The sequence below is a fragment of the Bradyrhizobium sp. U87765 SZCCT0048 genome (assembly GCF_018131225.1).
Lineage (GTDB): Bacteria > Pseudomonadota > Alphaproteobacteria > Rhizobiales > Xanthobacteraceae > Bradyrhizobium_A.
Genome location: NZ_JAFCMM010000002.1, coordinates 689,133 through 713,444, shown reverse-complemented (window position 1 = coordinate 713,444; position 24,312 = coordinate 689,133). Strand labels below are relative to the sequence as shown.

Below are 24,312 nucleotides of genomic sequence, written 5' to 3'. Positions count from 1 at the left end.
GGGGGCATCCTCCGGGCGGGGCGCAGCCTGCCGGACGGCGGCCTGCGGCTCATGTTTCCCAATATTTCAGCCGGAAAAGCCGCCGCTGTCCAGAAAGGACTGTTCCTCGGGTGTCGTCACCCGGTCGAGCGCACGATTGCGATGGGGAAAACGGCCGAAGCGCCCGATGATGTCGGCATGGATCTCGGCATAGCGGAGATTGTCAGCGTCGCCATGCGCGCGAAACAGCGTGACGCAGTCGGCCTGATCGGCCGGATCCTCCGAATGCATGAACGGCATGTAGAGGAAGGCGCAGAGTTCCGGATCGATGCGACGGTCGACACCGCGGTCGAGCGCCCGCCGCACCACGGCCCGCGCCGCTGCGTCGGTGGAAAAGGCACGCGCATCGCCCCGGAACATATTGCGGGGGAACTGGTCGAGCACGATCACCAGCGCCAGCGTGCCGTCGTCGGTGCTTTCCCAGTCGCGGAGCTCGCCGCGGCCGGCGCGCTCCCACAGCGCACGAAAGCGCGCCGTGATCGTGGCGTCGAGGGCGTCGTCGCGGGTGAACCAGCGATCGGCGCCGACGCCGCGCCAGAACGCCAGGACATCAGCGGGGCCGGGCTCGCCGGTCCCGTTCATGGCCGCCGGTCGGTAGGCCGTAGCCGCATCAGCTTGCCGCCGCCATCTTGGGCTTGTCGTCGCGCAGCTCGCGGCGCAGGATCTTGCCGACATTGGTCTTCGGCAGCTCGGTCCTGAACTCGATCTGCTTGGGCACCTTGTAGTTGGTGAGCTGCGTCGCCGCGAACTTGATGATGTCCTGGGCGGTGACGTTGGGGTCCTTCTTGACCACGAACGCCTTGACCGCCTCGGTCGACTTCTCGTCCGGCACGCCGATCACGGCGCATTCAAGCACGCCGGGGTGGCCGGCGATGACCTCCTCGACCTCGTTCGGATAGACGTTGAAGCCGGAGACCAGGATCATGTCCTTCTTCCGGTCGACGATCTTGGTGAAGCCGTTGGCATCCATGATGCCGATGTCGCCGGTGCGGAAGTAACCGTCCGCGGTCATCACCTTGGCGGTCTCTTCCGGCCTGTTCCAGTAGCCGATCATGACCTGCGGGCCCTTGGCGCAGATCTCGCCGGCGGTGCCGAGCGGCACCTCGTTGTTGTCGTCGTCGCGGATCGAGAGATAGGTCGAGGGCACCGGCAAGCCGATCGAACCGCTGAAGGTATCGGTGTCGGCCGGGTTGCAGGTCAGCGTCGGCGAGGTCTCCGACAGGCCGTAGCCTTCTGACAGCGCGCAGCCGGTGGTCTTGAGCCAGGCCTCGGCGACCGGCCGCTGCACCGCCATGCCGCCGCCGAAGCAGGTCTTGTACTTGGAGAAGTCGACCTCCTTGAATTCGGGATGCTGCAGCAGCGCGTTGTAGAGCGTGTTGACCGCCGGGAAGCTGTTGACCTGATACTTCTTCAGCTCCTTGATGAAGCCGCCGATGTCACGCGGATTGGGGATCAGCAGATTGACGCCGCCGGCACGCACCGCGAGCAGGTAGCACGCGGTCAGCGCGAAGATGTGATAGAGCGGCAGTGCGCAGACGATGAAGAGCTGGTCGACGACCGGCGGCTTGCGCAGCGCCGGCTGCAGCCAGGCGTCGTTCTGCAGCACGTTGGCCACGATGTTGCGATGGAGCAGCGTTGCGCCCTTGGACACGCCGGTGGTGCCGCCGGTGTACTGCAGGAAGGCGACGTCGTCAGGGCCGATCTGCGGTTTGGCGAGCGTCAGGCGGCGCCCGGCGGCGAGGGCGTCGTTGAACGACACCGCGGTCGGCAGCGAGAACGCCGGCACCATCTTCTTGACCCGGCGCACCACGAAATTGACGATCACGCCCTTGAAGCCGAGCAGGTCGCCCATGCTGCCGACGATGACATGCTTCACGCCGGTCGAGGGCAGCACCTTCTGCAGCGTGGTGGCGAAGTTCTCCAGCAGGATGATCGCCTCGGCGCCGGAGTCCTTGAGCTGGTGCTCGAGCTCGCGCGGCGTGTACAGCGGATTGACGTTCACCACGGTGTAGCCGGCGCGCAGCACGGCGGCGGTGGCGACCGGATTCTGCAGCACGTTCGGCATCATGATGGCGACGCGGGCGCCCTTCTGCAGACCCTTGCCCTGCAGGTAGGCGCCGAGCGCGACCGACATCTCGTCGAGCTCGCCGTAGGTGATGGCCTTGTCCATGCAGATGAAGGCCTTGCGATCGCGGAACTTGACGAAGCTCTCCTCGAGCAGCGCGACCAGCGAGGCGTATTGGGTGACGTCGATGTCGGCCGGCACGCCGGCGGGATAATGCTTCAGCCAGATGCGATCCACGGATTTCCCCCTCATGTTGGCGGTTCGTTGTTGCTCGGTCTCGCGACGAGGCTCGGCGTGGCCGGTCGCATTGCCGCCATCGGGGCAGTATTGGGCGAAGCCGCACGGGCTGGCAAGCCACAGTGCGGTCGCACCGTGGATCAGGCGGCTGCCGTGGGCTGGAATTTATCGAGCGAAGGTAACGCCTTAATGGCGTCCGGCGGGAACGCCGTGCTCAGGAGCGCGGCGCGGGGTCGGTGGTGCGCTGGCTGACCGGCTTGGCGTCTTTCTTGCCGGCCGGTTTCTGGGCCTCGGACCGCTTGGGATCGGGCTTCTTCTCGGCCTTCTTGTCGGTCCTGGAGCTTTCGGACTGCGCCGCGGCGCGTGCCTTGTCGCCGGCTGCTGGCGCCGAGGTCGCGCGGACGGCTGCCGGTGGGCGCTCGACCGCCGGCTTGGCGCTGGCGGCGCGGGCTGGCTTCGCATCGGTCTTTGCATCGATCTTGGCGTCGGTCTTGGCGTCCGGCTTGGCGGCCGCGGTCTGGGGGGCAGCGGCCCTGGCGCGGCCCTTGCCGCGCTTGCCCTTGGCCTTCGGCGGCGTCTCGGCGGCAGCGTCCGCGGCATTGGCAGCGATGATCGCAGCGCCCGTGCGCTTGGGGCCCGTGTAGACGATGACAGGCTCGGCGGCGGCAGGCGCCGCGGCGAGCAGCTCGGCCGGCTTCATCTGTCCCGGCTGCAGGCCGGCGAACATCGACACCGTGTTCTCGCTGGTGGCGCTGACGGCGTTGTCGTCGTCGGACTCCGGTGCCTGCTGGCGCTTGCGATGCGGGCCGCACATGTCGTCGCGCAGGTTCGGCGGATCGACGTTGACGGGCTGGAGGGAATCGACGGTGCCGAGCGACGGCGTCAGCCAGGCGAGGCCGCTGCCGGAGAAGCCGCGCTCCAGCAGCTGCGCGGCCTTGTAGGTCCGCATGCTCGACGACGACGCGCCGAGCACGACGGCGATCAGGCGCTTGTTGTTGCGGGTGGCCGAGGCGACGAGGTTGAAACCGGACGCGCAAATGAAGCCGGTCTTCATGCCGTCGGCGCCGGGATAGCGGCCGATCAGGCTGTTGAAGTTGCGGGTGATGCGGCGGCCGAACTTGATCGCCGGGATGTGGACGAAATACTCGTATTCCGGCAGGTCGCGCAGCAGCGCCCGCGCCAGGAGGGCGAGGTCACGCGCCGAGCTGACATGGCCGTCCGCCGGCAGGCCGTTCGGATTGACGAAATGGGTCTGGGTCATGCCAAGCCGCAGTGCGGTCTGGTTCATCTCGTCGGCGAACGCCTCGATCGAGCCGTCGAGGCCCTCGGCGAGCACCACCGCCATGTCGTTGGCCGACTTCACCAGCATCATCTTCATCGCGTTGTCGATGGTGAGCTGGGTGCCGGCGCGGAAGCCCATCTTGGACGGCGCCTGCCCGGCGGCGATCGGCGACACGCTTACGAGATTGTCGAGCGAAGTGCGGCCGTCCTTGACCGCCTTGAGCACGACATAGGCGGTCATCAGCTTGGTCACCGATGCGGGGTACCAAGGGATGGTCGCGTTCTCCGCGAACAGGACCTTGCCGGTATCGGCCTCGATCACGAGGTTGGCCTCCGCCTGGGCCGGGCGCGACGCGGCGAGCGTCGCGAGGCAGGCCGCGAGGGCGAGGCAGCTCAGGATGGATTGGCGCGTCGAAGCGATCAGAGAGAGCACTTTACGATTCCGGTCCTTGGCAGCGGCGATCCATCATCGACGGAACGCGCCTTGAATACAACGTTCGCGGGGTCGACGCCCACGCGCGTGCGGTTCACGATCCGATCCTGCCGTGTTGCGGGGGACGCAACCGGCGAGGCGTCCCTCGAGACTGCAGGATGCGACCGCGTCAGGTCTTCATCCACGGGCGACGCCACGACAGAAACCTACCCTGTCTTGGTCGACCGGAACAGAGGCTGCGCCGGCGGGACCGGCCGGCGCCGGATTCATGCACGAAAGGGGCCAAATTTCGACGATCGTCCACCTTCGTGCGTGGCGGCGATCACATCTGCGACGTGATCGCGGCCGGCGGGTCGTTCTGAACCATGAACTGGGCGCGGGCGAGATCGGCGAAATGGCCGCCGCTCGCGACGAGTTCATCGAAAGTTCCGCTTTCGATCACCTTGCCGTCCTTGAACACCAGAATTCGGGTGGCGTTGCGGATGGTCGACAGACGGTGCGCGATGACAAAGGTGGTGCGCCCTTGCATCACCGCGTCGAGTGCGGCGTTGACCTTGGCCTCGGTGACGGCGTCGAGCGCGCTGGTGGCCTCGTCGAGAATCAGGATCGGCGGGTTCTTGAGCAGGGCGCGCGCGATCGACAGGCGCTGGCGTTCGCCGCCGGACAGCATGCGGCCGCGCTCGCCGGCATTGGTCTCGAACTTGAGGTCGCCGCGCTCGATGAACTCCAGCGCCTGGGCGCGCTCGGCGGCCTGCCGCATCTCGGCCTCGGTGGCGTCGGGTTTGCCGACCCGCAGGTTGTCGGCGATGGTGCGGTTGAACAGCAGCGCCTCCTGGAACACGACGCCGATGTTCCGGCGCAGCGCGCTCAGCTTCAGCGCGCGGATGTCCATGCCGTCGATCTTGATGATGCCCGACTGCGGATCGAAGGCGCGATGCAGCAGCGCGATGGCGGTCGACTTGCCGGCGCCGGTCGGGCCGACAAGGGCAATGGTGTCGCCGGGCAGCGCGGTGAACGACAGGTCCTGGATCGCCGGGCGCTTGCCGTCATAGGAGAACGAAACGTCGTTGAACTCGACGAGGCCCTGCAGGCGGCCGGGATCGATCGCGTCCGGGCGATCGCGCACCGCCGGCACGGCATCGAGCACGTCGAAGAACTCCTTCAGCCGTGGCGCTTCCATGAAGATGCTGTTGATGAAAGACACCACCTGCTCGAGCTTCTGGATCAGCATGGTGGCGAACGACACGAACATCACGATCTCGCCGATGGTGGCGAGGCCCTGGCCGTGCAGGATGATGCCGACGACGAAGATCGCAAGGATGGTGATGGTGGTGGACGCGCGGGTCATCACCGCGACCACGGCCCACCACGACAGCACCGGGATCTGCACCGACAGCAGCTTGTCGGCGATACCGCGCAGGCCCTGCACCTCGGCGTCGATGCGCACGAAGCTCTGCACCAGAGCGACGTTTCCCAGCGAGTCGGAGGCGCGCGTGGCGAGATCGCTGAAATGCTGCTCGACCTCGCTCTGCATCGCGTAGGTCTTGCGCACCACCAGTGTCGTCAGGACCGTGAACACCACGCACAGCACGAACAGCAGGATGGCGAGCCGCCAGTTGAGGTAGAGCGACAGCGGCAGCAGCACGATCAGCGACATGATCGCGGCGAAGTGCTCGCGGAAGAAGCCGAGCCACAGCCGCCACAGCGCATCGGTGCCCTGGAGCATGACCTTCATCAGGCGGCCCGAGTGGGTGCCGCTGTGGAAGGTCAGCGGCAATTGCAGGATGTGTTCGAAGTAGCTTGTCAGCACCGCCTGACGCTGGCGGTGCGCCAGCCGGTCCGCATGCAGCGCGACGAGCACGCCGCAGCCGATGGTGAACAGGCCGAAGGCCACCCAGGTGCCGAGCAGCGGCCAGACATTGGGCGGCGTCGCCGCGAGGCCGCCCGACGCCGGTGTCGTGGACAGCGCATCGATGATGCGGCCGAACAGCACCGGTTCGGCGAACTGGGCCATCGCCAGCAGCATGTTGGCGGCGGCGAGAATCCAGCCCAGCCGCCCTTCCTTGCCGAGCAGTTGCAGGACGCGGGCGTAGAGGCGAGGAAGCGACATGCATGGTCCTGTCGGGTGGCGGCGTGGGCGATGATTGTAGTGGGGGTGGCGTGCGGAATACAGCCGTGCGAGGCGGCTTTTGCACTCAAATGATCTGCCGCGCGTCGCGTGGCGGCAGCAGCGTGTCGTCGAAAATGTCGGCCACCGTCAGGGTCTTGCGGAATTTGAAGCCGGCCGCGAGCGTGTCGCGGGCGCTGTTGAAGCGCGTCGCATCGAGGCCGCCGAGCCCGTGCGCGCGAACGTCGTCGGTGACAATGTTGTCATGCAGGACGAGGCGCAGCCGCTCGAGTTCGAGGTCGCGCGATGCGGCATTGATCTGGCTCATCGTGTCGTCGATCGCCTGCGCGGGGTTGGCGAGCGCGATGCGGATGCCGGCGACCAGCGCCCGCAGGACACCGCGCACCGCATCGGGCTGCTCGCGGGCGAACGCCGGATTCACGATCACGGCCTGGCCGTAGGCCTCGCAGCCATAGTCGGCGAAGCGCAGCACGGCGAGATCGGTCGCCGGGATGCCGCGATCCCTGAGATTGAGCGCCGACAGGTAGGAGAAGCCGGTGATCGCGTCGACCTGTCCGGCGGACAGGATCGGTTCGCGCACGGCCGCACTGATTTTTTCGATTCGCACGCGCGCGGTGTCGATGCGATTGAGGCGGGCGAGGCCGGGCCAGAAGCGATAGGAGAGGTCGCTGTCGGCGACGCCGACGGTCTTGCCCTCGACGTCGGCGAGGATGTGAATGCCGCGGCTGCGGCGGGCGATCAGCGCATAGGGTGCGCGGTCGAACACCACGAACACCGCCTTCACGGCAGGCGCGGCATCGTCGTCTCGGAAGCGCAGCAGGGCATTGATGTCCGCGACCGCCATCTCGCTGGTGCCGGCGGCGACGCGGGCGATCGCATCCGGAGATCCCGCGGCGCTGTCCAGGGTGGGCATGACGCCCTCGGCGCGGAACAGGCCGCGGGCCGCAGCGATAAAGAACGGCGCCATGGTGCCATCGAACGGACGGTCGAAGGTCAGCCGCACCGGCGTCGCCGCGATGCTGCGGCCGCCGGCGGCGAGTGCGGCGATCGCGGTGGCCAGCAGGGCAGCGCGGCGGGTGATCGGGCGGGACATCTCGCAGGCCGGAGGGTCCGGACGATGCCGGAAAGGTTGCGGTGCCGGAGTGGCGGGACAGTGGCGGTGGCCGCTCCCCCGCGCCGGCTGGATGGTAGCAGGTTACGTGGCGCGCGGGGATGGCCGCCGCCAAACGTCATTTCGCCGCACCCGAGGCATGGAACCCGAAGTGCTGTCACACGTTTTCGTACGTCTGGTCGAGGATCGACCCGGGGGTATCGGAGGAGTGCTGAGATGTTGATGCGTCGGAATCTCATGTCGTCCGCCGGCCGCGGTGTGGCCGCGGCGCTGGTCGCGGCTCTCGTTGCGACGGCGGTCGAGGCGCCGCCGGCGCGCGCCGCCACGCCGGTGCCGGCAAAGGCGGCAACGACCGGCCTGACGGCCGCGAGCGATGCCACGGACTTCAGCGCGGCGCGCCGCCGTGCGCGCCGTTACCACGGCAACAACAACGCCGCCGCGATCGCCGCGTTCGGTGCGGTCGCCGGCATCATCGGCGGCGTGGTCGCCGAACAGCAGCGCCGCGACTACTACCGCGATCGCTATTATTATGGCGGGCCCGGCTACTATGGCGGTGGTCCCGGGTATTATGGTGGCGGCTACGGCCCGCGCTACTACGGCGGCTGGTAGCGCTTCCGCACCGACAGATCCTGCCCACCCTTCGCCGGCCGACCGGCGAAGGGTGCGGCTTTTTGCGGGGCCGGCCGTTAACACCAGGGACATGTGTTTTGTCTAAGCTCAGCGAATGAGTGATTCGCTGGAGCGGCTCTACACTGCGGTGTTGGCGGCAAGGGACCTCGATCCCGCCGCGTCCCGAACCGCGCGCCTGTTTCAGCAAGGCCCGGCCAAGATGGCCAAGAAGGTGGCGGAAGAAGCCATCGAGGTGGCGATCGATACGGTCGGCGGTGATACCGACGCCATCGTGCGGGAAAGTGCCGATCTCCTCTACAACCTCGCCGTGCTGTGGGCTTCAGCCGGGGTTCGTCCGGCCGACGTCTGGGCGGAGATGGACCGCCGTGAGCGGCTGTTGGGCATTGCCGAAAAGCTGCCCAAAAATGCTGCGAAGTTGGCCAAGCAAACGGCTGCCGGCCTGAACCGGCGGCCAATTGTCGCGATTTCGGCCGATCGTTTGCGCAAACAGCGCTGAAACGCGGCCAAATCGTCGTTCCCGACATGGACAAATCCGCCGGACGGTGCTTCATCGCCCCATGCTGAGACGTATTTACGACTGGTGCGTAGCCGCCGCCGACAAGCCCTATTCGCTCTGGCTCATGGGAGCGGTGTCTTTCGCCGAAAGCTCGTTCTTTCCGGTGCCGCCGGACGTCATGCTGATCCCGATGTCGCTGGCCCGCCCGCAGCGGGCATGGCTCTATGCGGTGGTCTGCACCCTGACTTCGGTGCTCGGCGGTGTCGCGGGCTATGCCATCGGCGCCATTCTCTACGACTCGGTCGGGCAGTGGCTGATCCACCTCTACGGCTATGGTGACCGTGTCGAGCAGTTCCGCACCGCCTATGCGGAGTACGGGGCCTGGATCATCCTGCTCAAGGGCCTGACCCCGATCCCCTACAAGATCGTCACCATTACCTCTGGCTTCGCCGGCTACAACCTGCTGCTCTTCGTCCTGTTCTCGATCATCGCGCGCGGCGGCCGCTTTTTCGTCGTGGCGATCCTGATGAATCGCTACGGCGAGTGGATCCGGGCGAGCATCGAGAAGCGCCTGGGGTTGTGGGTGGCGATCGGCGTCGGCGTGCTGGTGCTGGGCTTCGTCATCGCATTCCGGATGTTCTGAGTGTGCGTACGGCCGAACACGGCCGGGAAAAATCCTGCATCCTGTGCAGATGAAGTTTGTGCGGACGATGCGCGACGCGTTGTTTTGACGCGACCGCATGCATGTGGCCGGTATCCACGTCGCATGAAAGCGCTATAGTATGTCCGAACATGTCTTGCGCGAAGGGGATCGGGTTCGGCAATGGCTGATCGATCGCGGATGATCGGGCGTTATGCCGTGGTAGCGATGCTGAGCGTTGCCTGGGCGACGGGCGCAGCCGTGACCGGCGTCGCCGCGCAGACTGCGGGCCTGCAACAGGTTCCGAGCGTGCCGCCGCCGGTGGTGCAGGCCGCGCCGCAGCCGCCAGGGGTGCCAGTGACGCTGGCGCCCGAGCATCCCGCCGGCTCCGGTGGTTTCGTCGACGAGATCGGCAAGTTCTTCAGCGACCCGCCGCTCGGATGGCCGACGCTCAAGTCGCCGCAACAGACCCTCGACGACATCAACACCCGCGCGAAGGATGCCACCGACAGCCTGACGCGTTTCTCCAAGGGCAAGGTCGTGGCAGGCCGGGTGAAGTGCCAGCTGGCGGCCAACGGCGCGCCCGATTGCAAGTCGGCGGCGACCAGGCTCTGCACCGACAAGGGCTACAAGGAAGGCCAGAGCCTGGATTCCGACTCCGCCGAGAGCTGCTCTGCGAGCGTGCTGCTGTCCGGCAAGAAGGAAGATCTCGGGCAGTGCCGCGTCGAAAATTTCGTCATACGGGCATTGTGCCAGTAACTGGCGCCGATACGCGTCTGCAACATTGCCTTTCCCGCCGCCCTTCTGGCATCGTCGTCCGATGCGAGGGCGCATGCGCGCCCGGTCAACGATGAACAACGTCATCTGCGCCATAAGGGATAGGGATCTTTCGAATGTCCATGCCTGCCTTGTTTAAGGGTCGTCTGTCGCTGCCGGTGATCGGCTCGCCGCTGTTCATCGTCTCCAATCCCGACCTCGTGATCGCCCAGTGCAAGGCCGGCATCGTCGGATCGTTTCCGGCGCTCAACGCCCGTCCGCCGGAATTGCTCGACGAATGGCTGGCGCGGATCACCGAAGAGCTCGCGGCCTACGATCGCGCCCATCCCGAGCGTCCGTCGGCGCCGTTCGCCGTCAACCAGATCGTTCACAAGTCGAACAACCGCCTCGATCACGACATGGCGCTGTGCGCGAAGTATCGCGTGCCGATGGTGATCACTTCGCTCGGCGCGCGCGAGGATCTCAACCAGGCCGTCCATGGCTGGGGCGGCATCACCTTCCACGACGTCATCAACCAGAAGTTCGCCCGCAAGGCGATCGAGAAGGGCGCCGATGGTCTCGTGCTGGTGGCGGCCGGCGCCGGCGGTCATGCCGGCCAGATCTCGCCGTTCGCGTTCGTCGCCGAGACGCGGCGCTGGTTCGATGGCCCGATCGCGCTGTCGGGCGCGATCGCCACCGGCCGCGCCATCCGCGCGGCACGCGTGCTGGGCGCGGACTTCGCCTATATCGGCTCGGCGTTCATCGCGACCAAGGAGGCCAACGCGGTCGAGAAGTACAAGGAGATGATCACGACCTCGGGGGCGGAGGACATCGTCTACTCCAACCTGTTCACCGGCGTGCACGGCAACTATCTCAAACCGTCGATCCTCGCCTCGGGCCTCGATCCCGAGAACCTGCCGGTCTCCGATCCCTCGAAGATGAACTTCGGCACCGACGCCAGCGGCGAGCGGGCGCGACCGAAGGCGTGGAAGGAGATCTGGGGCAGCGGCCAGGGCGTCGGCAGCATCGATGCGGTGCTGCCTGCGGCCGAGCTGATCGCCCGCTTCAAGCGGGAGTATGACGAGGCGATCGATCCGGCGCTGTGACCGCTGCGATGATGTCACGTCATGTCCCGGGCGGGCCGTCATGACGGCGGCGCCGCGTGATGCGATCTTTCGCGTCGAGGGAAACCAGGTCTGGACCAGTCCGCTGGCCGGCGGACCATGGGATCCCCGCGCGCAGCACGGCTCGCCGCCGGCGGCGCTGGTCGCCTGGATCGCGGAGGCAATGCCGTCACCGGTGCCGATGCATGTCGCGCGCCTGACCATCGATCTGATGCGTCCGGTGCCGGTCGCGCCGCTGACCTTCACCAGCGAGGTGGTCAAGGAAGGCCGCAAGATCCAGCTCTGCGACATCCGCCTGTTCGCCGAGGGAGTCGAGGTGGTGCGCGCCAGCGTGCTCCGGATCAGGACGGTGGCCAACGTGGTGCCGGAGATGGCGGCGACGCCGCCGCTCGACGTTCCCCCTCCCGATCAGTGCGTCGAGGATATCGGCGACTCCCAGCGCAACGCCTTCCTCGCCACCATGACGATGCGGCCGGCGTTCGGCCGCTTCATTGCACTCGGGCGGGCGGCGATCTGGTTTCGCGCCAATCTGCCGCTGGTCGAAGGGCAGGCGCTGACCCCGCTGCTGCGTGCGGTCATCGCGTCGGACTTCTGCAACGGCACGTCGCCGTCGCTGGACTTCGCGCAGTGGACGTTCATCAACGCCGATCTCACCATCAATCTCGCCCGCCAGCCGGTCGGCGACTGGATCCTGGTCAATGCCGAGTCGTATTCAGGGCCGGACGGCGCGGGCCTGTCGATCGCGCGGCTGGCCGATGGCACCGGCTATTTCGGCCGGGTCATCCAGTCGCTGGTGGTCGAGCGCCGCGCGCCCGCACGGGGCTGACGGCCGGCGGGATCGCCGCCGCTAACGCTTGGTCTCGCGGCAATCAGCGAGTTCGGCTTCCTCGCGCGAGCAGAACCAGCGGTCGCCGTTGTCGGGCTCCATCTTGACGCGGGCGTACCAGCGGCCGCCGGGCTCATGATAGATGCAGGTGCCGGACCAGTTGACATGACCCTTGATGGCGCACTCCGGCGACGGTGGCGTCGAGGCCGAGCGTCCGCGCAGCAGTGTCGCGCGCGAGGCGCGGTTGACGTCGAGCCCGCCGAGCACGGGAGCCTGCTTGTTGCGGCGGCGCCATTCCGGCGGCGCGATGAAGGCGCCGGCCCACAGGCCGATTTTCTCCCCCTTCGCGGCGGTTTCGTCGGGCACATAGTCGTGGGAGATTCGCGTGACCGCGATGGCCCATCCGGATCGTACCAGCCAGTGGGCCACGTCCTCGCCGTCCATGGTGCATTTGGCGACCGAGCGGCCATAGCGGTCGGTGCGCTGGGGCTGGCAGGTCCAGGATTTGCCTTCGACATGCTTGGCGAGTTCGTCGCGGGCCGCGAGGCCGCAGGTCCAGCGCTCGCCGGCAGCATTGATGCACAGCTGCTCGAGGCCGGGCGCGGCGACGGCGGCGAGGCGGATGCGGCTCTTGCCGATGGTCACGGCGTCGCCGCTGACCACGTGAGGGACTCCGCTGATCTCGGAGGCGTGGGCGCCGGTCGCGGCCAGCAGCAGCGCGACGACGGGAACGATGACTTTCAGCATCGGGGCTCCTGAAATCGATAGCAAACGATAATGATCATGGCGGCCGCGCCGCCCCGCGTGGCCCCACCTTCAACACCTCGCATTGCCGCCGGGAATCGGCGGGCAAGTCAAGGGTCGGGATATCAGGAAAGTGTGTGATCACAGCGTGCGCGCAGTGCAACGGCCGCGCCTGCGATCCGCTTGCAGCCGGATCACGTCGCGGCAGGCACTTTGGCGGCCGGCTCCTTGACGAATGTCAGATCCACCACACCGTGCAGGCGCCGGCCGCTACAGCATCGCGACCAGCTTCTCCATGCCGATGATGCGGGCGAGGTTGATCACCTCGGCCTTCTGGTCTGGGCGCATCTGCATCAGCAGCGGCATCGCCGCGGTCTTCAGCCGCTCGACCTCGGCCGTGCTGGTGTCGACCGGCACCGGCTTGCCGTGGCCGTTCTTGTTGGCTTCGTAGATCTGCTTGACCACGCCACGCAGCGCCGCCTCGATTTCAGGCCAGTACGGCTCCTGCATCGGGCTGAGGCGCAGGCGCTGTTTCAGGCTGGCGATCTGGGCGTCGTTGAGAATGACATTGGTCGGCTTCGCCGGCTTGGGCGGCGGCAGCGCCGCCACCTTGGCTTTCGCAGCGGCCGCGTCCTGCCTGGACGCCGCCGCATCCATTTTAGCCGGGGCCGGATCGGCGACGGCGGGCTTCAGGGCGTCGGGCAACCTGATGTCGGAGGGGGTGGGATCCGCCGACGCATAGCGGCTCACCGGCGTCGCCGGCGCATCCGCGGCGGGGGTGTCGGACAGGGAATAGGAGGCGAGGCGGAACGGCGCCGCAACCGGCAGCCTGTCGGTCTTGCCGGAGGTATTGGCGATCGGGAAATCCGCTGCGGAATCGGTGGCTTCAGTCATCCCGGCCTGGGCCTGGGGCATGTCGTCGTCACGCAGGTGCGCATAGCCGATGGCCATCGCTGCCGCCGCGCCGGACAGTGCAAGCAGAGCCGCTACGCCAAGTGTCGTTCGCAAGGTCAAGCTGTGCTCCCCACTGCTTCAACCACCCCCGACGGGTCTTCGCAAAGACTTGTTAAGTATGGCTTAACCACGTTCGAATGGTCGCCTCACAATCGGGAGAATGTTGGGCGATGCCGTGGCAGGGGCGGTGCGGAGTTCCGTCCGGTCCGGACCTCAGGCATGCGGTCGGGCCGGATGCCGGCGCGGCCGATTGGTGCTAACGCACCGTCGTTTCTGTCGTCCTGTTCCGCTACCATTCCCCGCATGTTGCAGATTCTCCAACGGCTGAGCTGGCGTGATGGCCTGTTCTCGGTGAAGACCTTCGCCGCGGCGATGCTGGCGCTGTTCATCGCGTTTCGTCTCGACCTGTCGCAGCCGAGTTGGTCCGTCACGACGGTCTATATCGTCTCGCAGCCGTTCGCCGGCATGGTGCTGGCGAAGTCGCTGTATCGCGTGCTCGGCACGCTGATCGGCGCAGTGATGTCGCTGGTGATGGTCAGCCTGTTTTCCAACTCGCCGGAGCTGTTCTGCCTGGCGCTCGCGCTGTGGATCGGCCTTGGCACCTTCGTCTCGATCTACCTGCGCGATGCGCCGCAGGCCTATGTCGGCATGCTGTCGGGCTACTCGGCGGCGATCATCGGCCTGCCGGCGGCGCTGGCGCCGAACGGCGCGTTCGATTTCGCGGTCGCGCGCTGTCTCGAGATCATGCTTGGCATCGCCTGCGGCGCGCTGATGCATCACGTCGTGCTGCCGCAGCGCGCCGGCGATGCGCTGCGCAAGGCGCTGGATGCGACGCTGCCGAGCATGGCGCGCTGGGCGGGCGATGCGTTGCGCGGCCGCGAGAACGAGGCCAAGGGCCTCGCCGACCGCCGCCAGATCATCTCGGCAGTGATTGCGCTGGATGCGTTGCGGGTGTTTGCCGTGCTCGATACCCCGGCGTTGCGGGCGGTCGACGGGGTGATCAGGCAGTTCGAGGGCAAGATCCTGTCGCTGCTGGCGCTGCTGATGTCGGTCTACGATCGCTTTGCGGTGCTGGAGCAGCGCCGCCCCGATACGGCGGGCCTGGTGCAGCCGCTTCTCGAACGCACCGCCGCTCACATCGCCGCCACCGCCGGGGCGAAGACGCCCGAGGATGCGCAGGTGGAGAGCGAGGAGGAGCGCGCGCTCGACGCCGAAATCGCGGCGCAGTTGCCACCGACGCAGGCGCTGCGGACGGAGCCGGACGCTTTCCTGGTGCGCAGCATTCTGCTGCGGCTCGGCGACGTACTGGCGATGTGGCGGCAGACGGTCTGGATCCGCACGCATATCGCCGTCGGGCGGCGCCTGCCCGGCGATGATGCGGCGCCCTCGTTCCGCCCCTATCGCGACGTCTCGTTCGCGGTGGTCGGCGGGCTGGTGTCGGCCGTGACGGTGATGATCGCCAGCACGTTCTGGATCTTCTCGGCCTGGTCGAACGGCCCGACCGCCGTGACCTTCGCCGGCATCATGTGCGCGATCATGGGCGCGCGCGACAACCCGGCCGCGGCGTCGGCCCAGTTCCTCAAGATGAGTGTCGTCGGCGTGCTAATCGCCGGGCTGTACCTGTTCGCGCTGCTGCCGACGCTGTCGACCTTTCCGGCGCTGGCGATCGCGCTGGCGCCGTTCTATCTGACCTGCGGCCTGCTGCTGACCGCGCCGGCGGCCATTCCCTACACCATGCCGCTGATCTTCGTCGCCGGCGGCCTGATCGGTCTCACCAACGCGATGGACTACGATTTCGCCAATTTCGCCAACGGCGCGATCGGCTACATCCTCGGCATCGGCATTGGCGCGGCGGCGCTCGGCCTGCTGCGGCCGCTCGGCACCGACTGGGCGGTGCGGCGCCTCACCCGCGGCTTCTTCCGCGACCTCGCGCAGGCTGCCGGCGGCGCGGTAGTGGAGGAGCGCTCGGTGTTCGAGAGCCGGATGTTCGACCGCATCAATGCGCTGTTCATGCGGCTCGATCCGATGGTCGAGGTGCAGCGCGCCCATCTCCAGGCGAGCCTCGCGGGACTGCGCATCGGCCTCAACATCCTGCTGCTGCGCGCCCTGCGCCTGGTGTTGCCGCCGTCGGCAGCGGCGGCCGTGCAGGATGCATTGACGGCGCTCGCGACCTATTTCGCCGGCATGGCACGCGACCGTGCGCCGGAGATGCCGATCGCGGTTCTCATCGGCGCGCGCCAGCGCGTGCTCGGCGATGCCGAAGAAGCCGTCTCGACGCGCGCCGCGGAAGCGCTCTACAACGTCGAGGCGACCTTGCGGCTGCATGCGGAATTCTTCGGGCCGGCGCGGGCCGCGCCGGCGACCACGACCGAGATGGTGACGACATGATCAAGGAAATCAGCATCGACGGCGTATTCCTGCCGCCGCTGGTCGGCTACCTGCTGGGCACCACGGTGGTCTGGTACGTGGCGCGCATGCTGCTCGCCTGGCTCGGCGTCTATCGTTTCGTCTGGCACCCGCCGCTGTTCAACACCGCGCTCTACGTCATCCTGCTCGGCGCCTTCGTCACCACAACCCTCTGACCCTTCGGAACAGCCATGCCCAGCGTTTCCTCTCTCATCCGTGTCGCCGTGACCGTGGTCGCGGTGGTGATCGCGGCGGTCGCCGGCTGGTATCTGTGGCGGACCTACGAGGACAGCCCGTGGACGCGCGACGGCCGGGTGCGGGCCAATGTCGTCAATGTCGCGCCCGACGTCGCCGGCGCGGTCGTCGATCTCAAGGTCAAGGACAACCAGGACGTCAGGATCGGCGACGTGCTGTTCACCATCGATCCGGCGCGCTACCAGCTGGCGCTGGCGCAGGCCGAGGCGGCGCTCGCCGGCGCCAAGACGGTCTACGACCAGCGCCAGGAAGAGCTCGAACGGCGGCAGAAGCTGAGTTCGGTGTCGATCTCCGAGGAGGCGCTGACCCAGGCGCGCAGCGCGGCGCTGTCGGCGCAGGCGTCCTACGACCAGGCGGTCGCCGCGCTCGGCGTCGCCAAGCTCAATCTCGCCCGCACGGAGGTGCGCTCGCCGGTCAACGGCCATGTCACCAACCTGCTGGTCGACCGCGGCGACTATGCCACGGCGGGCCGCGCGATGGTCGCGATCGTCGACAGCGATTCCTATTACATCGCCGGCTATTTCGAGGAGACCAAGCTGCGCAACATCCGCATTGGCGATCCGGCGTCAGTACGCCTGATGGGCTATCGCGAGCCGATCCAGGGGCATGTCCAGAGCGTGGCGCGCGCCATCACCGACCGCGAGAACGCCATCGCCGGCGATCTCATCGCCAACGTCAACCCGACCTTCAGCTGGGTGCGCCTCGCGCAGCGCATTCCCGTCCGCATCGCCATCGACAAGGTGCCCGACGAAGTCACGCTGAGCGCCGGCATGACCGCGACTATCGTGGTGACCGACGCGCCAGGCGACCGCCGCGTCAAGCCGCCGACGCGCTGAAGGCACGGCAACGGGCGCAGGCGCGAGCCGCCGTCAGCGCGGTCCTATACCTATCGCCTTCTGCAGGTCGCCGATGGCGCGCAGGAAGCTATCGGCCGGGGTGGTCTCCGGATCGATCAGGCGGTGCAGGCGGAAGCCGTCCTCCAGCGCCAGCAGGATCGCGCCTGTCCACGCCGGATCAGCGATGCCGGCGCCGCTTGCCTGGGCGGTCGTCGCCACGATCCGGGTGACGACGTCACGCCGCGCCCGCAGCCGCTTGGCGAGCTCGGGCCGTCGCTTCTCGGCGCGGGCGACGAACAGGATCATTTCCATGTGCAATAGCGGCGAGCGCGCCAGTGGATCCTGCCGCGTGCGGTCGACCGCCTTGAGCGCTTCGATGAAATCCGCCGGGCTGCGATGCGTCTCGAGCAGTTCGAGATTGCGCCGCACCGACTGGGCCACATGCTCCTCAAGCATCGCGACGATCAGTTCGTCCTTGCTCTTGAAATTCGAATAGAACGCGCCGCGCGTGAAGCCGGCCGCTGCGGCGATCGCCTCGATGCTCGCGCCGCCGATCCCCTGCTCCTCGAATACCTGCGCCGCCGCCTCGAACAGCTTCTCGCAGGTGTCGTCGCGGGTCGGCCTGATTCGCACTCTTGACATAACGGCGATTTATAGCAGAATGCAACTCGATACATAGATGTATCGAGCCGCAGGAGCGCCCGGGATGACCTCTTCCGACCTTGCAAGCCGCTTTTTCGCCGAGGCGATGTCGCCGGCCTACCGCGAAGATCCCTATGCGCTTTACGAACGCTTCCGCGGCGCTCGGCTGCTGCGCGTCGCTGAAACGATCTGGTTTTGCCTCGGCCATGCCGATGTCGTCGCGATGCTGCGTCACCCCCAGCTGTCGTCGAACGAGGCGAGGGCGACCACGGAGATCGGCAAGCACGAGGCGGACGTGCTGAAGCGGCGTTCCATGCTGTTCATGGACCCGCCGGACCACACCCGCCTGCGCGGCCTCGTGGTGCGGGCGTTCACACCCAAGCGGATCGAGGACCTGCGTGTGCGGGCCGAGGCGATCACGACGGGCCTGCTCGACGACATCGCCGCCGCAGATGGCGCCACGGTGAACCTGATCGATGCCTTCGCCTATCCGCTGCCGGTGCGGATCATCTGCGCGCTGCTCGGCATTCCCGAGGCCGACGAGGTCCGCTTCGCGGAATGGTCGCGCGGCCTCGCGCGCTCGGTCGATCCGTCGGCGCTGCGCACGCCGGAGATCGACGTGATCATCCGTGCCGCCGAGGACGGGCTTGAAGGCTATCTCACCGAGCTCCTCGACGAGCGGCGGCGTTCGCCGCGCGACGACCTGCTGTCGGCGCTGCTCGCGGTCGAGGCCAGTGGCGACCGCATCACGCCTGACGAAGTCATCAACATGGTCCGCCTGCTGCTGGTCGCCGGCCACGAGACCACGGTGAACCTGATCGGCAACGGCGTGCTGGCGCTGCTGCAGGCGCCCGACCAGATGGCGCTGCTGCGACAACGGCCGGACCTTGCGCGCGAGGCGGTGGACGAACTGCTGCGCTACGACAGCCCGGTGCAGATCACCCAGCGCGTGGTGACGCAGGACATGGTGCTGGCGGATACGCCGGTGCGCGCCGGGGACGAGATCATGATGGTGCTGGGGGCTGCGAACCGCGATCCGCAGGCCTTTGCCGAGCCGGACCGCCTCGACCTGACGCGCGATGCCCACCGCCATGTCGGCTTCGGCGGTGGCATCCACCACTGCCTCGGTGCGGCGCTGGCGCGGATGGAGGGCCAGATCGCGTTCGCGGCGCTGCTGGCGCGCTTCCCGCGCGTCGCGCTCGCCGGCGCGGTGGCGCGCCGGCCGACCTTTACGCTGCGTGGGCTGTCATCGCTGCCGGTGCGCTGCCTGTCCTGACGGGGCGCGTCAGATCACGTTGCTCATGCCGCGAATGCGGCGGGCCATGGCGCCCATGATGTACATCGCGAAATTCGGGATTTCGTCGATCATGAAGCGAAACTTGCGCTGATCGAGAACCGACAGCTCGGCGGCCTCGCGGACGCGGGCCGTCGACGTGCGCGGCGAGGCGTCGATCATCGACATGAAGCCGAGCGCCTCGTTCGGGCCGCAGGTATCGACGACGGTGTCGCCGATCATCATCTCGATCACGCCGGACTGGACGACATACATGCAGCTGCCGTCGTCGCCGCGGCTAAACACGACGCTCCCGGCCGGAAACGTGACATTGACGCCTGCGCTGCGGGCGAACACCCGCATATCGATCTCGTTCATGGTCGTCCCCTGGCAATGGATTAAGGGCGCACGCAAACCCGCAGGCGACGGCCCCGGGCGAGGCCGCCGTCCCGGCGTCTACAGCGCGAAACACACGCAACAACTCGCGTCACAGTTCTTGGATCTGCCGCGCTTTCCGGATCGGCGCCCAACGGCTCCGGCCGGCCCCGTCGTCAAATCAGCGAAAATGCTAAATCAAAACCGCGGGATGTAAACAGCTGCGGGTGGCGCGGCGATCGCACTGCGCGAGGCCACAGGGGCCTGCAACGGGAGCGTCGGCGGCCTTGCGTGTGCACAGGGAGCGTTGCGCGCAACGTTGCGCCGAACGAACGGCTGCGTTTCCCGACGTTTCCCCGAGGGCGGGTGGTCGCAATTGAGCCGCGAACCTAACCAACCTGTAAGCTGCCAGCGCGCCCGATCGCTGCTATCACAACCATGGGCCAGCCAAACGGGAGTGAGATCTATGCAACAGGATCTGCAAGCTCTTGCCGTCGAGACGCCGCCGCTTGCTCCGGTGAGCTACGGCGAATGTGTCGAGCGACTGGCGCGTGCCGTCGATCAGCATAACGACGACGAACTCGAGGAAGTCGCTCGCCTCATCAGCCAGCTCGCGGTGGTGATCGAGATGTAGCGGTAGGGGCGCCGCAGGTTCGGCGCCGGGTACGCGGTCGTGGCGTCTGATCAGTAGCTGATTGATCAGGCCGTGACGCGTTGACGTGCGGGATGCTGACGTGACGGGGTGGTGCCGACAGGTGATTGGTGCCCCTGGCCGGGATCGAACCAGCACTCCTTGCGGAACTCGATTTTGAGTCGAGCGCGTCTACCAGTTCCGCCACAGGGGCCCACGAGACCCCAGCCGCGGAAACGGCAGGACCTGCGAAGCGGGCGGACTATATCCGGCTCGCCTGCCGGGTCAACCGGACAGTGGCCCTGCGGTGGGCATGCGCCGCGTCGTCCACCGCCCGATCGTTTCCCCGCATCCATCCTCTCCCGGTCCCTCATTCGTGAACGCCGTGGCCTCGACAGGCGCGGGGCTGGCGCGATAGGAGGCGGGTCCACAGCAGGGGGAGAGCATCGTGAGCGTTGCAGCCGGCGTGAAGCCGACGTCATCGGGCCTCTGGGCCGGCGCCGCCACGGCCGCGGGCGCGATTGCCTTGATCGCCGCCGCGACCATTGGTGGTGCCTGGTTCTTCCAGCTGGTGCTCGGCATCCAGCCCTGTCCGCTCTGCCTCGAGCAGCGCTATGCCTACTATCTGGCGATCCCCCTGGCGCTGATCGTGGCGCTGGCGGCGAAGGGCGGAGCTGCCCGTCCGCTGGTGGCGGTCGGCTTCCTGATCCTGCTCCTGGCGCTGCTCGCCAACACCGTACTCGGTGGCTACCACGCCGGCGTCGAATGGGGCTTCTGGCCGGGCCCGACGGACTGCAGCGGCCCGATCGCCGATCTCGGCAGCGCCGGCAGCCTGCTGGAGCGCCTCGATACCGTGAAGGTCGTGCGCTGCGACGAGGTGCAGTGGCGCTTCCTCGGCCTCTCGCTCGCCGGCTACAATGTGCTGATCTCGCTGCTGATAGCCGCCTGCGCGGTGTGGGGGCTGCGCGCCACGCTGTCGCGGCGCTGACCGGCCGGCGCGGGCGTCAGGCCGGCGTGCTCAGCACGTCCGTGCCGGTCAGAAGGGTGGCGCAGATCTCCAGCAGGCGGTCGCGCCGGCGCGGCCCCCTGGCGTCGAGCTGGATCAGTCCCTGTCCGAACACGAACGAATAGAATAGGAAGGCGCGGGCCCGCGCCTCGTCCGCGTCGAGCCCGGCCGTAGCATAGAGCCGCTCGACATTCTTCAGCCGCGCGGCGTCGACGCTGGCGACGGCTTCGGCAGCCTGTGCATCGCCGCGCGCCCACTGCCGGATCGCCAGCTCGATCGCCATCGCCTCGGCGTTGTTGCGTTCGGCGTAGAGGCGGATCACCGCGGCGAGGCGCTCGCGGGCCGCCTCGCCGTCCGGGCGGGTGTGCTGTTCGATCGCGGCGATGCGGCCGCTGGCCCAGGTCTCCAGCAATTCGTCCAGCAGGTGCCGGCGATCGCGGAAACGACGGTAGAAGCCGCCCTTGGTGACGCCGAGGCCCTCCGCCAGCACCTCGACCCGCACCCGGTCGATGCCGCCGGCCGCGAGGGCGGCGAGGCCGGCCCTGATCCAGACGTCGCGTCCGTTCTCGTTCATCCGCCGCTCCTGATACGCTGGCGTATTGCTAGCCCGTTGCACCCCTGATACGCTACCGTATCGGCGTCGTTGCGAGCATGGAGGCAGCAGCATGAGCGGCGGATTTCTCGCCTGCAAGGGCACGGTCTATCCCTGGCAGTGCGATCACGTCGGGCACATGAACGTCATGTGGTATGTCGGGCGGTTCGACGAGGCGAGCTGGAATCTGCTGGCCCGTGTCGGCCTGACGCCGGGCTATCTGCGCGCGGGCGCCCGTGGCATGGCCGCGGTCGAACAGGCCATCAGCTACCGGCGCGAGCTTCTCGCCGGGGACATCATCGAGATCCGCAGCCGGCTGCTCGAGGTCCGCGACAAGGCGGTGCGGTTCGTGCACGAGATGTCCAATGGGGAGAGCGGCGAGCTCGCGGCGCGCTGCGAGATCACGGCCGTGCATATGGATCGCAGCTCGCGCAAGGCCTGCGCATTCGAACCGGCGATCCGTGACGCGATGGCCGAAGTGATGACCGAAGTGATGACCGATCCGGCGGGGCCGGGCGTCGTTCACAACTAGTCGTCGAGCCCGTCGTCGTCGTTGCCGAACAGGTGGACGATGCCCGGCGTGGCGATCGAGACGAAAACGAAACGCGCGAGGTGGTGGGCGCCGACGAAGATCGGATCGATGTGCAGTGTCAGCGCCAGCGCCAGCATCGCGTCCATGGCGCCCGGCGAGAATGCCACGATGAGATCACTGAGCTTCGCGGATGTCGTCAGCACCAGCACGGCGACGAACACCGCGGAAATCGCGATGGCGACGCCGAACGAGCCAATCGCCGCCAGCACATGGTCGGCCAGGGTGCGGCCGCTGATGCGGGCGAAGCGGGTGCCGATCAGCGTGCCGATGCCGATGAGCGCGAGGGCATAGCCCCACAGCGGCAGGCCGCCCTCGACCCAGCCGGCACCGTGCAGCACGCCGGACGCCAGCATGGCGCCGAACATCCAGCTCGCCGGAAATTTCAGCCAGCGCAGCAGCAACGACACGGCGACCGCCGCGACCGCGAGGATGGCGAAGGACAGCGGCGTCGCCGGCGGCGCGCGCAGCGTCAGGTGGGCGTGGGGCGCAAGGCCCAGCAGATTGAGCAGCAGCGGCAGCGCCGCGGTGAGAATGATGACGCGGAGCGTCTGCACCACGGCGATGCCGGGCACGTCGGCGTTCTTCTCGGTCGCCAGCAGGATGATCTGCGACAGCGCGCCGGGGCTGCCCGCGAGCAGTGCCGATGCACGATCCCAGCCATGGACACGCCGCAGATAGTAGCTGCTGCCGAACGTGGCGCCGAAGGTCGAAAGCGCCAGCGCGGCGATGGTGACGGGATAGTCGGCGATGTTGCGCAGCATCTGCGGCGAGACCATCGATCCCAACGACAGGCCGAGGGTCATCAGCACGACATGCGACAGCAGCATCGGCATCGCCAGCGGTCGCCCGGCGATCGCCGCGATCGCGACGGCGATCATCGCGCCCGAGATCAGGCCGCCCGGCAGTTCGGTCCACCAGAACAGCAGGCCGCCGATCGTGCCGATCGCCAGCGTCTCGACCGTGGTCAGCGTAGCGGAGCGTGTCGGAAGCGGGTGGGTCGGCGACAGGCGGTCAGGCGCAGCGGGCGTCATCGGCAGGATCTGGTGTGGCGGATCCCCTCGATCCGGCATTCACCATCTTATGGCAATGCCGCGCAGGCGGCGCAATCGCGGGCCGGCGCATGGGCGAAGGCGTCGCCCTCATGGCTCGGCGGCGCGCCTGTGGTCCGCGCACCGGGCGAGGCCGGCGCGAACGGGAGGCGGACGGGACCCGCCTCCCGCAGCAGGTCGTGGTCAGCCCGGCTTGCCGGCCTTGCGCTTGCACTCGGAGCGGAACTTCTTGCGCTCCTTGCCATGCAGGCCCTTGGCGTCGGCTTCGGTCGAGCACTCCTTGGAGGCCGCGCTCTGCTCGGGCTTGGCGGTGGCGCTCTTGGGGGCGGGCGCGGTCTTCGCCGCCGGGGCCGGCGCTGCGGGAGCGGGGGCCGGGGTCTGGGCGAACGCCGTTCCCATCAGCAGCAGGGAGGCGAACGCGGCAGTGACGGCACGGGACGCAACAGTCATGGTATGACCTCTGTTTGGATCGTCAACGGCTGCCACGTTCGCCAGATGCGCCTGAACCGCAGGTGAATGGCGGCAAGCGCCGCCGAACATTTCGATCACGTTTTTTTGGCCGCCGGACGATGGCGACGTTGTAACGTCGGCCTCGTTGGTTAGGATGCCCGTGATCCGCCGGATCTGCTTGTGCAAGGGAGATTTCGTGATGACCTTCGAACGTAAGATTGCCGGAGCCATACTGTTGTCCGGTCTGCTGTGCGCGGCAGCGATGCCCGCCCAGGCGCTGACGATGCAGGAGTGCAGCGCAAAATATAAGGCGGCCAAGGACGGCGGCACGCTGAACGGTCAGAAGTGGAACGACTTCCGCAAGAGCCAGTGCGGCACCGAGGCATCGCCGACGGCGGCGGCAGCCCCGGCTGCTCCGGCCCCCGCGCCCGCTCCCGCTCCCGCCGCACCGGCTGCGGCGCCCAAGACGGCGGCGGCTCCCGCGGCGGCGCCGGCCGCTCCGGTCGGCAATGCGGTTTTCCCGAGCGCGGTCAGTCCGAAATACGCCAGCGAGACGCCCGGCAAGGCGCGCATGCACACTTGCGTCGATCAGTATCGCGCCAACAAGGAGACCAATGGCAACGGCGGCCTGAAGTGGATCCAGAAGGGCGGCGGCTATTACAGCGAGTGTACCAAGCGCCTGAAGGGCTGAGTCCGCGTTGCGGCGGCCAGTGGCCGCGTGTCGCCTGAGCCGCTGACGAA

26 protein-coding genes and 1 tRNA gene are annotated in these 24,312 nt (G+C 67.6%); 14 read left to right on the top strand and 13 right to left on the bottom strand.

What is annotated here, in order from left to right; genetic code table 11:
• Positions 1 to 66 precede the first annotated feature (66 nt).
• The 5 genes from JQ639_RS16400 to JQ639_RS16380 all read right to left on the bottom strand — a co-directional run bounded on the left by JQ639_RS16400 (position 67) and on the right by JQ639_RS16380 (position 7,276).
• Positions 67 to 621, bottom strand: coding sequence for a DUF924 family protein (locus JQ639_RS16400; protein WP_211966715.1), 555 nt, complete (start codon positions 619 to 621; stop codon positions 67 to 69).
• Between the two features lie 28 nt (positions 622 to 649).
• Complete coding sequence (locus JQ639_RS16395; RefSeq protein ID WP_211966716.1) at positions 650 to 2,341, bottom strand: long-chain fatty acid--CoA ligase; 1,692 nt, start codon at positions 2,339 to 2,341, stop codon at positions 650 to 652.
• 214 nt (positions 2,342 to 2,555) lie between these two features.
• Positions 2,556 to 4,055 carry a D-alanyl-D-alanine carboxypeptidase family protein gene (locus JQ639_RS16390; RefSeq protein WP_371745078.1) on the bottom strand — a complete coding sequence of 500 codons (1,500 nt, stop codon included), beginning with the start codon at positions 4,053 to 4,055 and terminating at the stop codon, positions 2,556 to 2,558.
• 322 nt (positions 4,056 to 4,377) lie between these two features.
• The gene (locus JQ639_RS16385) at positions 4,378 to 6,165 is read right to left on the bottom strand and encodes a glucan ABC transporter ATP-binding protein/ permease (protein WP_211966717.1); all 1,788 of its coding nucleotides are present in this window, start codon (positions 6,163 to 6,165) and stop codon (positions 4,378 to 4,380) included.
• 85 nt (positions 6,166 to 6,250) lie between these two features.
• Positions 6,251 to 7,276, bottom strand: a complete 1,026-nt coding sequence (locus tag JQ639_RS16380; RefSeq protein WP_211966718.1) for an ABC transporter substrate-binding protein — start codon at positions 7,274 to 7,276, stop codon at positions 6,251 to 6,253.
• 234 nt (positions 7,277 to 7,510) lie between these two features.
• Here JQ639_RS16380 and JQ639_RS16375 point away from each other — a divergent pair, with 234 nt between their 5' ends.
• From JQ639_RS16375 to JQ639_RS16350, 6 genes are all read left to right on the top strand, one after another.
• On the top strand, positions 7,511 to 7,903 hold the full coding sequence (locus JQ639_RS16375; RefSeq protein WP_211966719.1) for a hypothetical protein: 393 nt from the start codon (positions 7,511 to 7,513) through the stop codon (positions 7,901 to 7,903).
• 115 nt (positions 7,904 to 8,018) lie between these two features.
• Complete coding sequence (hisE, locus tag JQ639_RS16370; RefSeq protein WP_211966720.1) at positions 8,019 to 8,420, top strand: phosphoribosyl-ATP diphosphatase; 402 nt, start codon at positions 8,019 to 8,021, stop codon at positions 8,418 to 8,420.
• A gap of 61 nt (positions 8,421 to 8,481) precedes the next feature.
• The gene (locus JQ639_RS16365; RefSeq protein WP_211966721.1) at positions 8,482 to 9,063 is read left to right on the top strand and encodes a YqaA family protein; all 582 of its coding nucleotides are present in this window, start codon (positions 8,482 to 8,484) and stop codon (positions 9,061 to 9,063) included.
• A 180-nt stretch (positions 9,064 to 9,243) separates the two neighbouring features.
• The gene (locus tag JQ639_RS16360) at positions 9,244 to 9,819 is read left to right on the top strand and encodes a hypothetical protein (protein ID WP_211966722.1); all 576 of its coding nucleotides are present in this window, start codon (positions 9,244 to 9,246) and stop codon (positions 9,817 to 9,819) included.
• A 134-nt stretch (positions 9,820 to 9,953) separates the two neighbouring features.
• Positions 9,954 to 10,922 carry an NAD(P)H-dependent flavin oxidoreductase gene (locus JQ639_RS16355; RefSeq protein WP_211966723.1) on the top strand — a complete coding sequence of 323 codons (969 nt, stop codon included), beginning with the start codon at positions 9,954 to 9,956 and terminating at the stop codon, positions 10,920 to 10,922.
• A gap of 40 nt (positions 10,923 to 10,962) precedes the next feature.
• Positions 10,963 to 11,766: a thioesterase family protein gene (locus tag JQ639_RS16350; protein ID WP_211966724.1), complete on the top strand. Its 804-nt coding sequence runs from the start codon at positions 10,963 to 10,965 to the stop codon at positions 11,764 to 11,766.
• 21 nt (positions 11,767 to 11,787) lie between these two features.
• Here the strand turns inward: JQ639_RS16350 and JQ639_RS16345 are convergent, their stop codons facing one another.
• Positions 11,788 to 12,513: a thermonuclease family protein gene (locus JQ639_RS16345; protein WP_211966725.1), complete on the bottom strand. Its 726-nt coding sequence runs from the start codon at positions 12,511 to 12,513 to the stop codon at positions 11,788 to 11,790.
• A 267-nt stretch (positions 12,514 to 12,780) separates the two neighbouring features.
• Positions 12,781 to 13,524: a hypothetical protein gene (locus tag JQ639_RS16340; RefSeq protein ID WP_211966726.1), complete on the bottom strand. Its 744-nt coding sequence runs from the start codon at positions 13,522 to 13,524 to the stop codon at positions 12,781 to 12,783.
• A gap of 243 nt (positions 13,525 to 13,767) precedes the next feature.
• Here JQ639_RS16340 and JQ639_RS16335 point away from each other — a divergent pair, with 243 nt between their 5' ends.
• From JQ639_RS16335 to JQ639_RS16325, 3 genes are read left to right on the top strand one after another with little or no spacing between them, the layout of a single operon-like run.
• Positions 13,768 to 15,852 carry an FUSC family protein gene (locus JQ639_RS16335; RefSeq protein WP_211966727.1) on the top strand — a complete coding sequence of 695 codons (2,085 nt, stop codon included), beginning with the start codon at positions 13,768 to 13,770 and terminating at the stop codon, positions 15,850 to 15,852.
• Entirely contained in the window at positions 15,849 to 16,046 is a 198-nt protein-coding gene (locus JQ639_RS16330; protein ID WP_211966728.1) for a DUF1656 domain-containing protein, read from the top strand. Before JQ639_RS16335 ends, JQ639_RS16330 begins: the two co-directional genes overlap by 4 nt.
• Before the next feature lie 15 nt (positions 16,047 to 16,061).
• Entirely contained in the window at positions 16,062 to 16,961 is a 900-nt protein-coding gene (locus JQ639_RS16325; RefSeq protein WP_211966729.1) for an efflux RND transporter periplasmic adaptor subunit, read from the top strand.
• Positions 16,962 to 16,994: 33 nt separating this feature from the next.
• Here the strand turns inward: JQ639_RS16325 and JQ639_RS16320 are convergent, their stop codons facing one another.
• On the bottom strand, positions 16,995 to 17,603 hold the full coding sequence (locus JQ639_RS16320) for a TetR/AcrR family transcriptional regulator (RefSeq protein ID WP_211966730.1): 609 nt from the start codon (positions 17,601 to 17,603) through the stop codon (positions 16,995 to 16,997).
• A gap of 64 nt (positions 17,604 to 17,667) precedes the next feature.
• On the opposite strand from JQ639_RS16320, the gene JQ639_RS16315 reads away from it, so the two are divergent.
• On the top strand, positions 17,668 to 18,879 hold the full coding sequence (locus tag JQ639_RS16315; protein ID WP_211966731.1) for a cytochrome P450: 1,212 nt from the start codon (positions 17,668 to 17,670) through the stop codon (positions 18,877 to 18,879).
• A gap of 9 nt (positions 18,880 to 18,888) precedes the next feature.
• Here JQ639_RS16315 and JQ639_RS16310 read toward each other — a convergent pair whose 3' ends face one another.
• Positions 18,889 to 19,254, bottom strand: a complete 366-nt coding sequence (locus JQ639_RS16310) for a Crp/Fnr family transcriptional regulator (RefSeq protein WP_211966732.1) — start codon at positions 19,252 to 19,254, stop codon at positions 18,889 to 18,891.
• 463 nt (positions 19,255 to 19,717) lie between these two features.
• Between JQ639_RS16310 and JQ639_RS16305 the strand changes: the two genes are divergently transcribed.
• The gene (locus JQ639_RS16305) at positions 19,718 to 19,885 is read left to right on the top strand and encodes a hypothetical protein (RefSeq protein ID WP_211966733.1); all 168 of its coding nucleotides are present in this window, start codon (positions 19,718 to 19,720) and stop codon (positions 19,883 to 19,885) included.
• A 126-nt stretch (positions 19,886 to 20,011) separates the two neighbouring features.
• Here JQ639_RS16305 and JQ639_RS16300 read toward each other — a convergent pair.
• Positions 20,012 to 20,096, bottom strand: a tRNA-Leu gene (locus JQ639_RS16300).
• Positions 20,097 to 20,330: 234 nt separating this feature from the next.
• Here JQ639_RS16300 and JQ639_RS16295 point away from each other — a divergent pair.
• Positions 20,331 to 20,870: a disulfide bond formation protein B gene (locus JQ639_RS16295; RefSeq protein WP_211966734.1), complete on the top strand. Its 540-nt coding sequence runs from the start codon at positions 20,331 to 20,333 to the stop codon at positions 20,868 to 20,870.
• Positions 20,871 to 20,886: 16 nt separating this feature from the next.
• Here JQ639_RS16295 and JQ639_RS16290 read toward each other — a convergent pair whose 3' ends face one another.
• Complete coding sequence (locus JQ639_RS16290; protein WP_211966735.1) at positions 20,887 to 21,462, bottom strand: TetR/AcrR family transcriptional regulator; 576 nt, start codon at positions 21,460 to 21,462, stop codon at positions 20,887 to 20,889.
• A 91-nt stretch (positions 21,463 to 21,553) separates the two neighbouring features.
• Between JQ639_RS16290 and JQ639_RS16285 the strand changes: the two genes are divergently transcribed.
• Entirely contained in the window at positions 21,554 to 22,012 is a 459-nt protein-coding gene (locus JQ639_RS16285) for an acyl-CoA thioesterase (protein ID WP_211966736.1), read from the top strand.
• Here the strand turns inward: JQ639_RS16285 and JQ639_RS16280 are convergent.
• Complete coding sequence (locus tag JQ639_RS16280) at positions 22,009 to 23,103, bottom strand: AbrB family transcriptional regulator (protein WP_211967220.1); 1,095 nt, start codon at positions 23,101 to 23,103, stop codon at positions 22,009 to 22,011. The genes JQ639_RS16285 and JQ639_RS16280 overlap by 4 nt on opposite strands.
• Positions 23,104 to 23,304: 201 nt before the next feature.
• The gene (locus JQ639_RS16275) at positions 23,305 to 23,571 is read right to left on the bottom strand and encodes a PsiF family protein (RefSeq protein ID WP_211966737.1); all 267 of its coding nucleotides are present in this window, start codon (positions 23,569 to 23,571) and stop codon (positions 23,305 to 23,307) included.
• Positions 23,572 to 23,770: 199 nt separating this feature from the next.
• Between JQ639_RS16275 and JQ639_RS16270 the strand changes: the two genes are divergently transcribed.
• A complete protein-coding gene (locus JQ639_RS16270) occupies positions 23,771 to 24,262 on the top strand; it encodes a hypothetical protein (RefSeq protein WP_211966738.1) in 492 nt (163 codons plus the stop codon).
• Positions 24,263 to 24,312 lie beyond the last annotated feature (50 nt).

Coding starts and splice junctions, on each gene's coding strand:
- JQ639_RS16400 (WP_211966715.1), bottom strand. CDS start 621: ATGAACGGGACCGGCGAGCCCGGCCCCGCTGATGTCCTGGCGTTCTGG.
- JQ639_RS16385 (WP_211966717.1), bottom strand. CDS start 6,165: ATGTCGCTTCCTCGCCTCTACGCCCGCGTCCTGCAACTGCTCGGCAAG.
- JQ639_RS16380 (WP_211966718.1), bottom strand. CDS start 7,276: ATGTCCCGCCCGATCACCCGCCGCGCTGCCCTGCTGGCCACCGCGATC.
- JQ639_RS16375 (WP_211966719.1), top strand. CDS start 7,511: ATGTTGATGCGTCGGAATCTCATGTCGTCCGCCGGCCGCGGTGTGGCC.
- hisE (WP_211966720.1), top strand. CDS start 8,019: ATGAGTGATTCGCTGGAGCGGCTCTACACTGCGGTGTTGGCGGCAAGG.
- JQ639_RS16365 (WP_211966721.1), top strand. CDS start 8,482: ATGCTGAGACGTATTTACGACTGGTGCGTAGCCGCCGCCGACAAGCCC.
- JQ639_RS16360 (WP_211966722.1), top strand. CDS start 9,244: ATGGCTGATCGATCGCGGATGATCGGGCGTTATGCCGTGGTAGCGATG.
- JQ639_RS16355 (WP_211966723.1), top strand. CDS start 9,954: ATGTCCATGCCTGCCTTGTTTAAGGGTCGTCTGTCGCTGCCGGTGATC.
- JQ639_RS16350 (WP_211966724.1), top strand. CDS start 10,963: ATGACGGCGGCGCCGCGTGATGCGATCTTTCGCGTCGAGGGAAACCAG.
- JQ639_RS16345 (WP_211966725.1), bottom strand. CDS start 12,513: ATGCTGAAAGTCATCGTTCCCGTCGTCGCGCTGCTGCTGGCCGCGACC.
- JQ639_RS16335 (WP_211966727.1), top strand. CDS start 13,768: ATGTTGCAGATTCTCCAACGGCTGAGCTGGCGTGATGGCCTGTTCTCG.
- JQ639_RS16330 (WP_211966728.1), top strand. CDS start 15,849: ATGATCAAGGAAATCAGCATCGACGGCGTATTCCTGCCGCCGCTGGTC.
- JQ639_RS16325 (WP_211966729.1), top strand. CDS start 16,062: ATGCCCAGCGTTTCCTCTCTCATCCGTGTCGCCGTGACCGTGGTCGCG.
- JQ639_RS16320 (WP_211966730.1), bottom strand. CDS start 17,603: ATGTCAAGAGTGCGAATCAGGCCGACCCGCGACGACACCTGCGAGAAG.
- JQ639_RS16315 (WP_211966731.1), top strand. CDS start 17,668: ATGACCTCTTCCGACCTTGCAAGCCGCTTTTTCGCCGAGGCGATGTCG.
- JQ639_RS16310 (WP_211966732.1), bottom strand. CDS start 19,254: ATGAACGAGATCGATATGCGGGTGTTCGCCCGCAGCGCAGGCGTCAAT.
- JQ639_RS16305 (WP_211966733.1), top strand. CDS start 19,718: ATGCAACAGGATCTGCAAGCTCTTGCCGTCGAGACGCCGCCGCTTGCT.
- JQ639_RS16290 (WP_211966735.1), bottom strand. CDS start 21,462: ATGAACGAGAACGGACGCGACGTCTGGATCAGGGCCGGCCTCGCCGCC.
- JQ639_RS16285 (WP_211966736.1), top strand. CDS start 21,554: ATGAGCGGCGGATTTCTCGCCTGCAAGGGCACGGTCTATCCCTGGCAG.
- JQ639_RS16280 (WP_211967220.1), bottom strand. CDS start 23,103: ATGACGCCCGCTGCGCCTGACCGCCTGTCGCCGACCCACCCGCTTCCG.
- JQ639_RS16275 (WP_211966737.1), bottom strand. CDS start 23,571: ATGACTGTTGCGTCCCGTGCCGTCACTGCCGCGTTCGCCTCCCTGCTG.
- JQ639_RS16270 (WP_211966738.1), top strand. CDS start 23,771: ATGACCTTCGAACGTAAGATTGCCGGAGCCATACTGTTGTCCGGTCTG.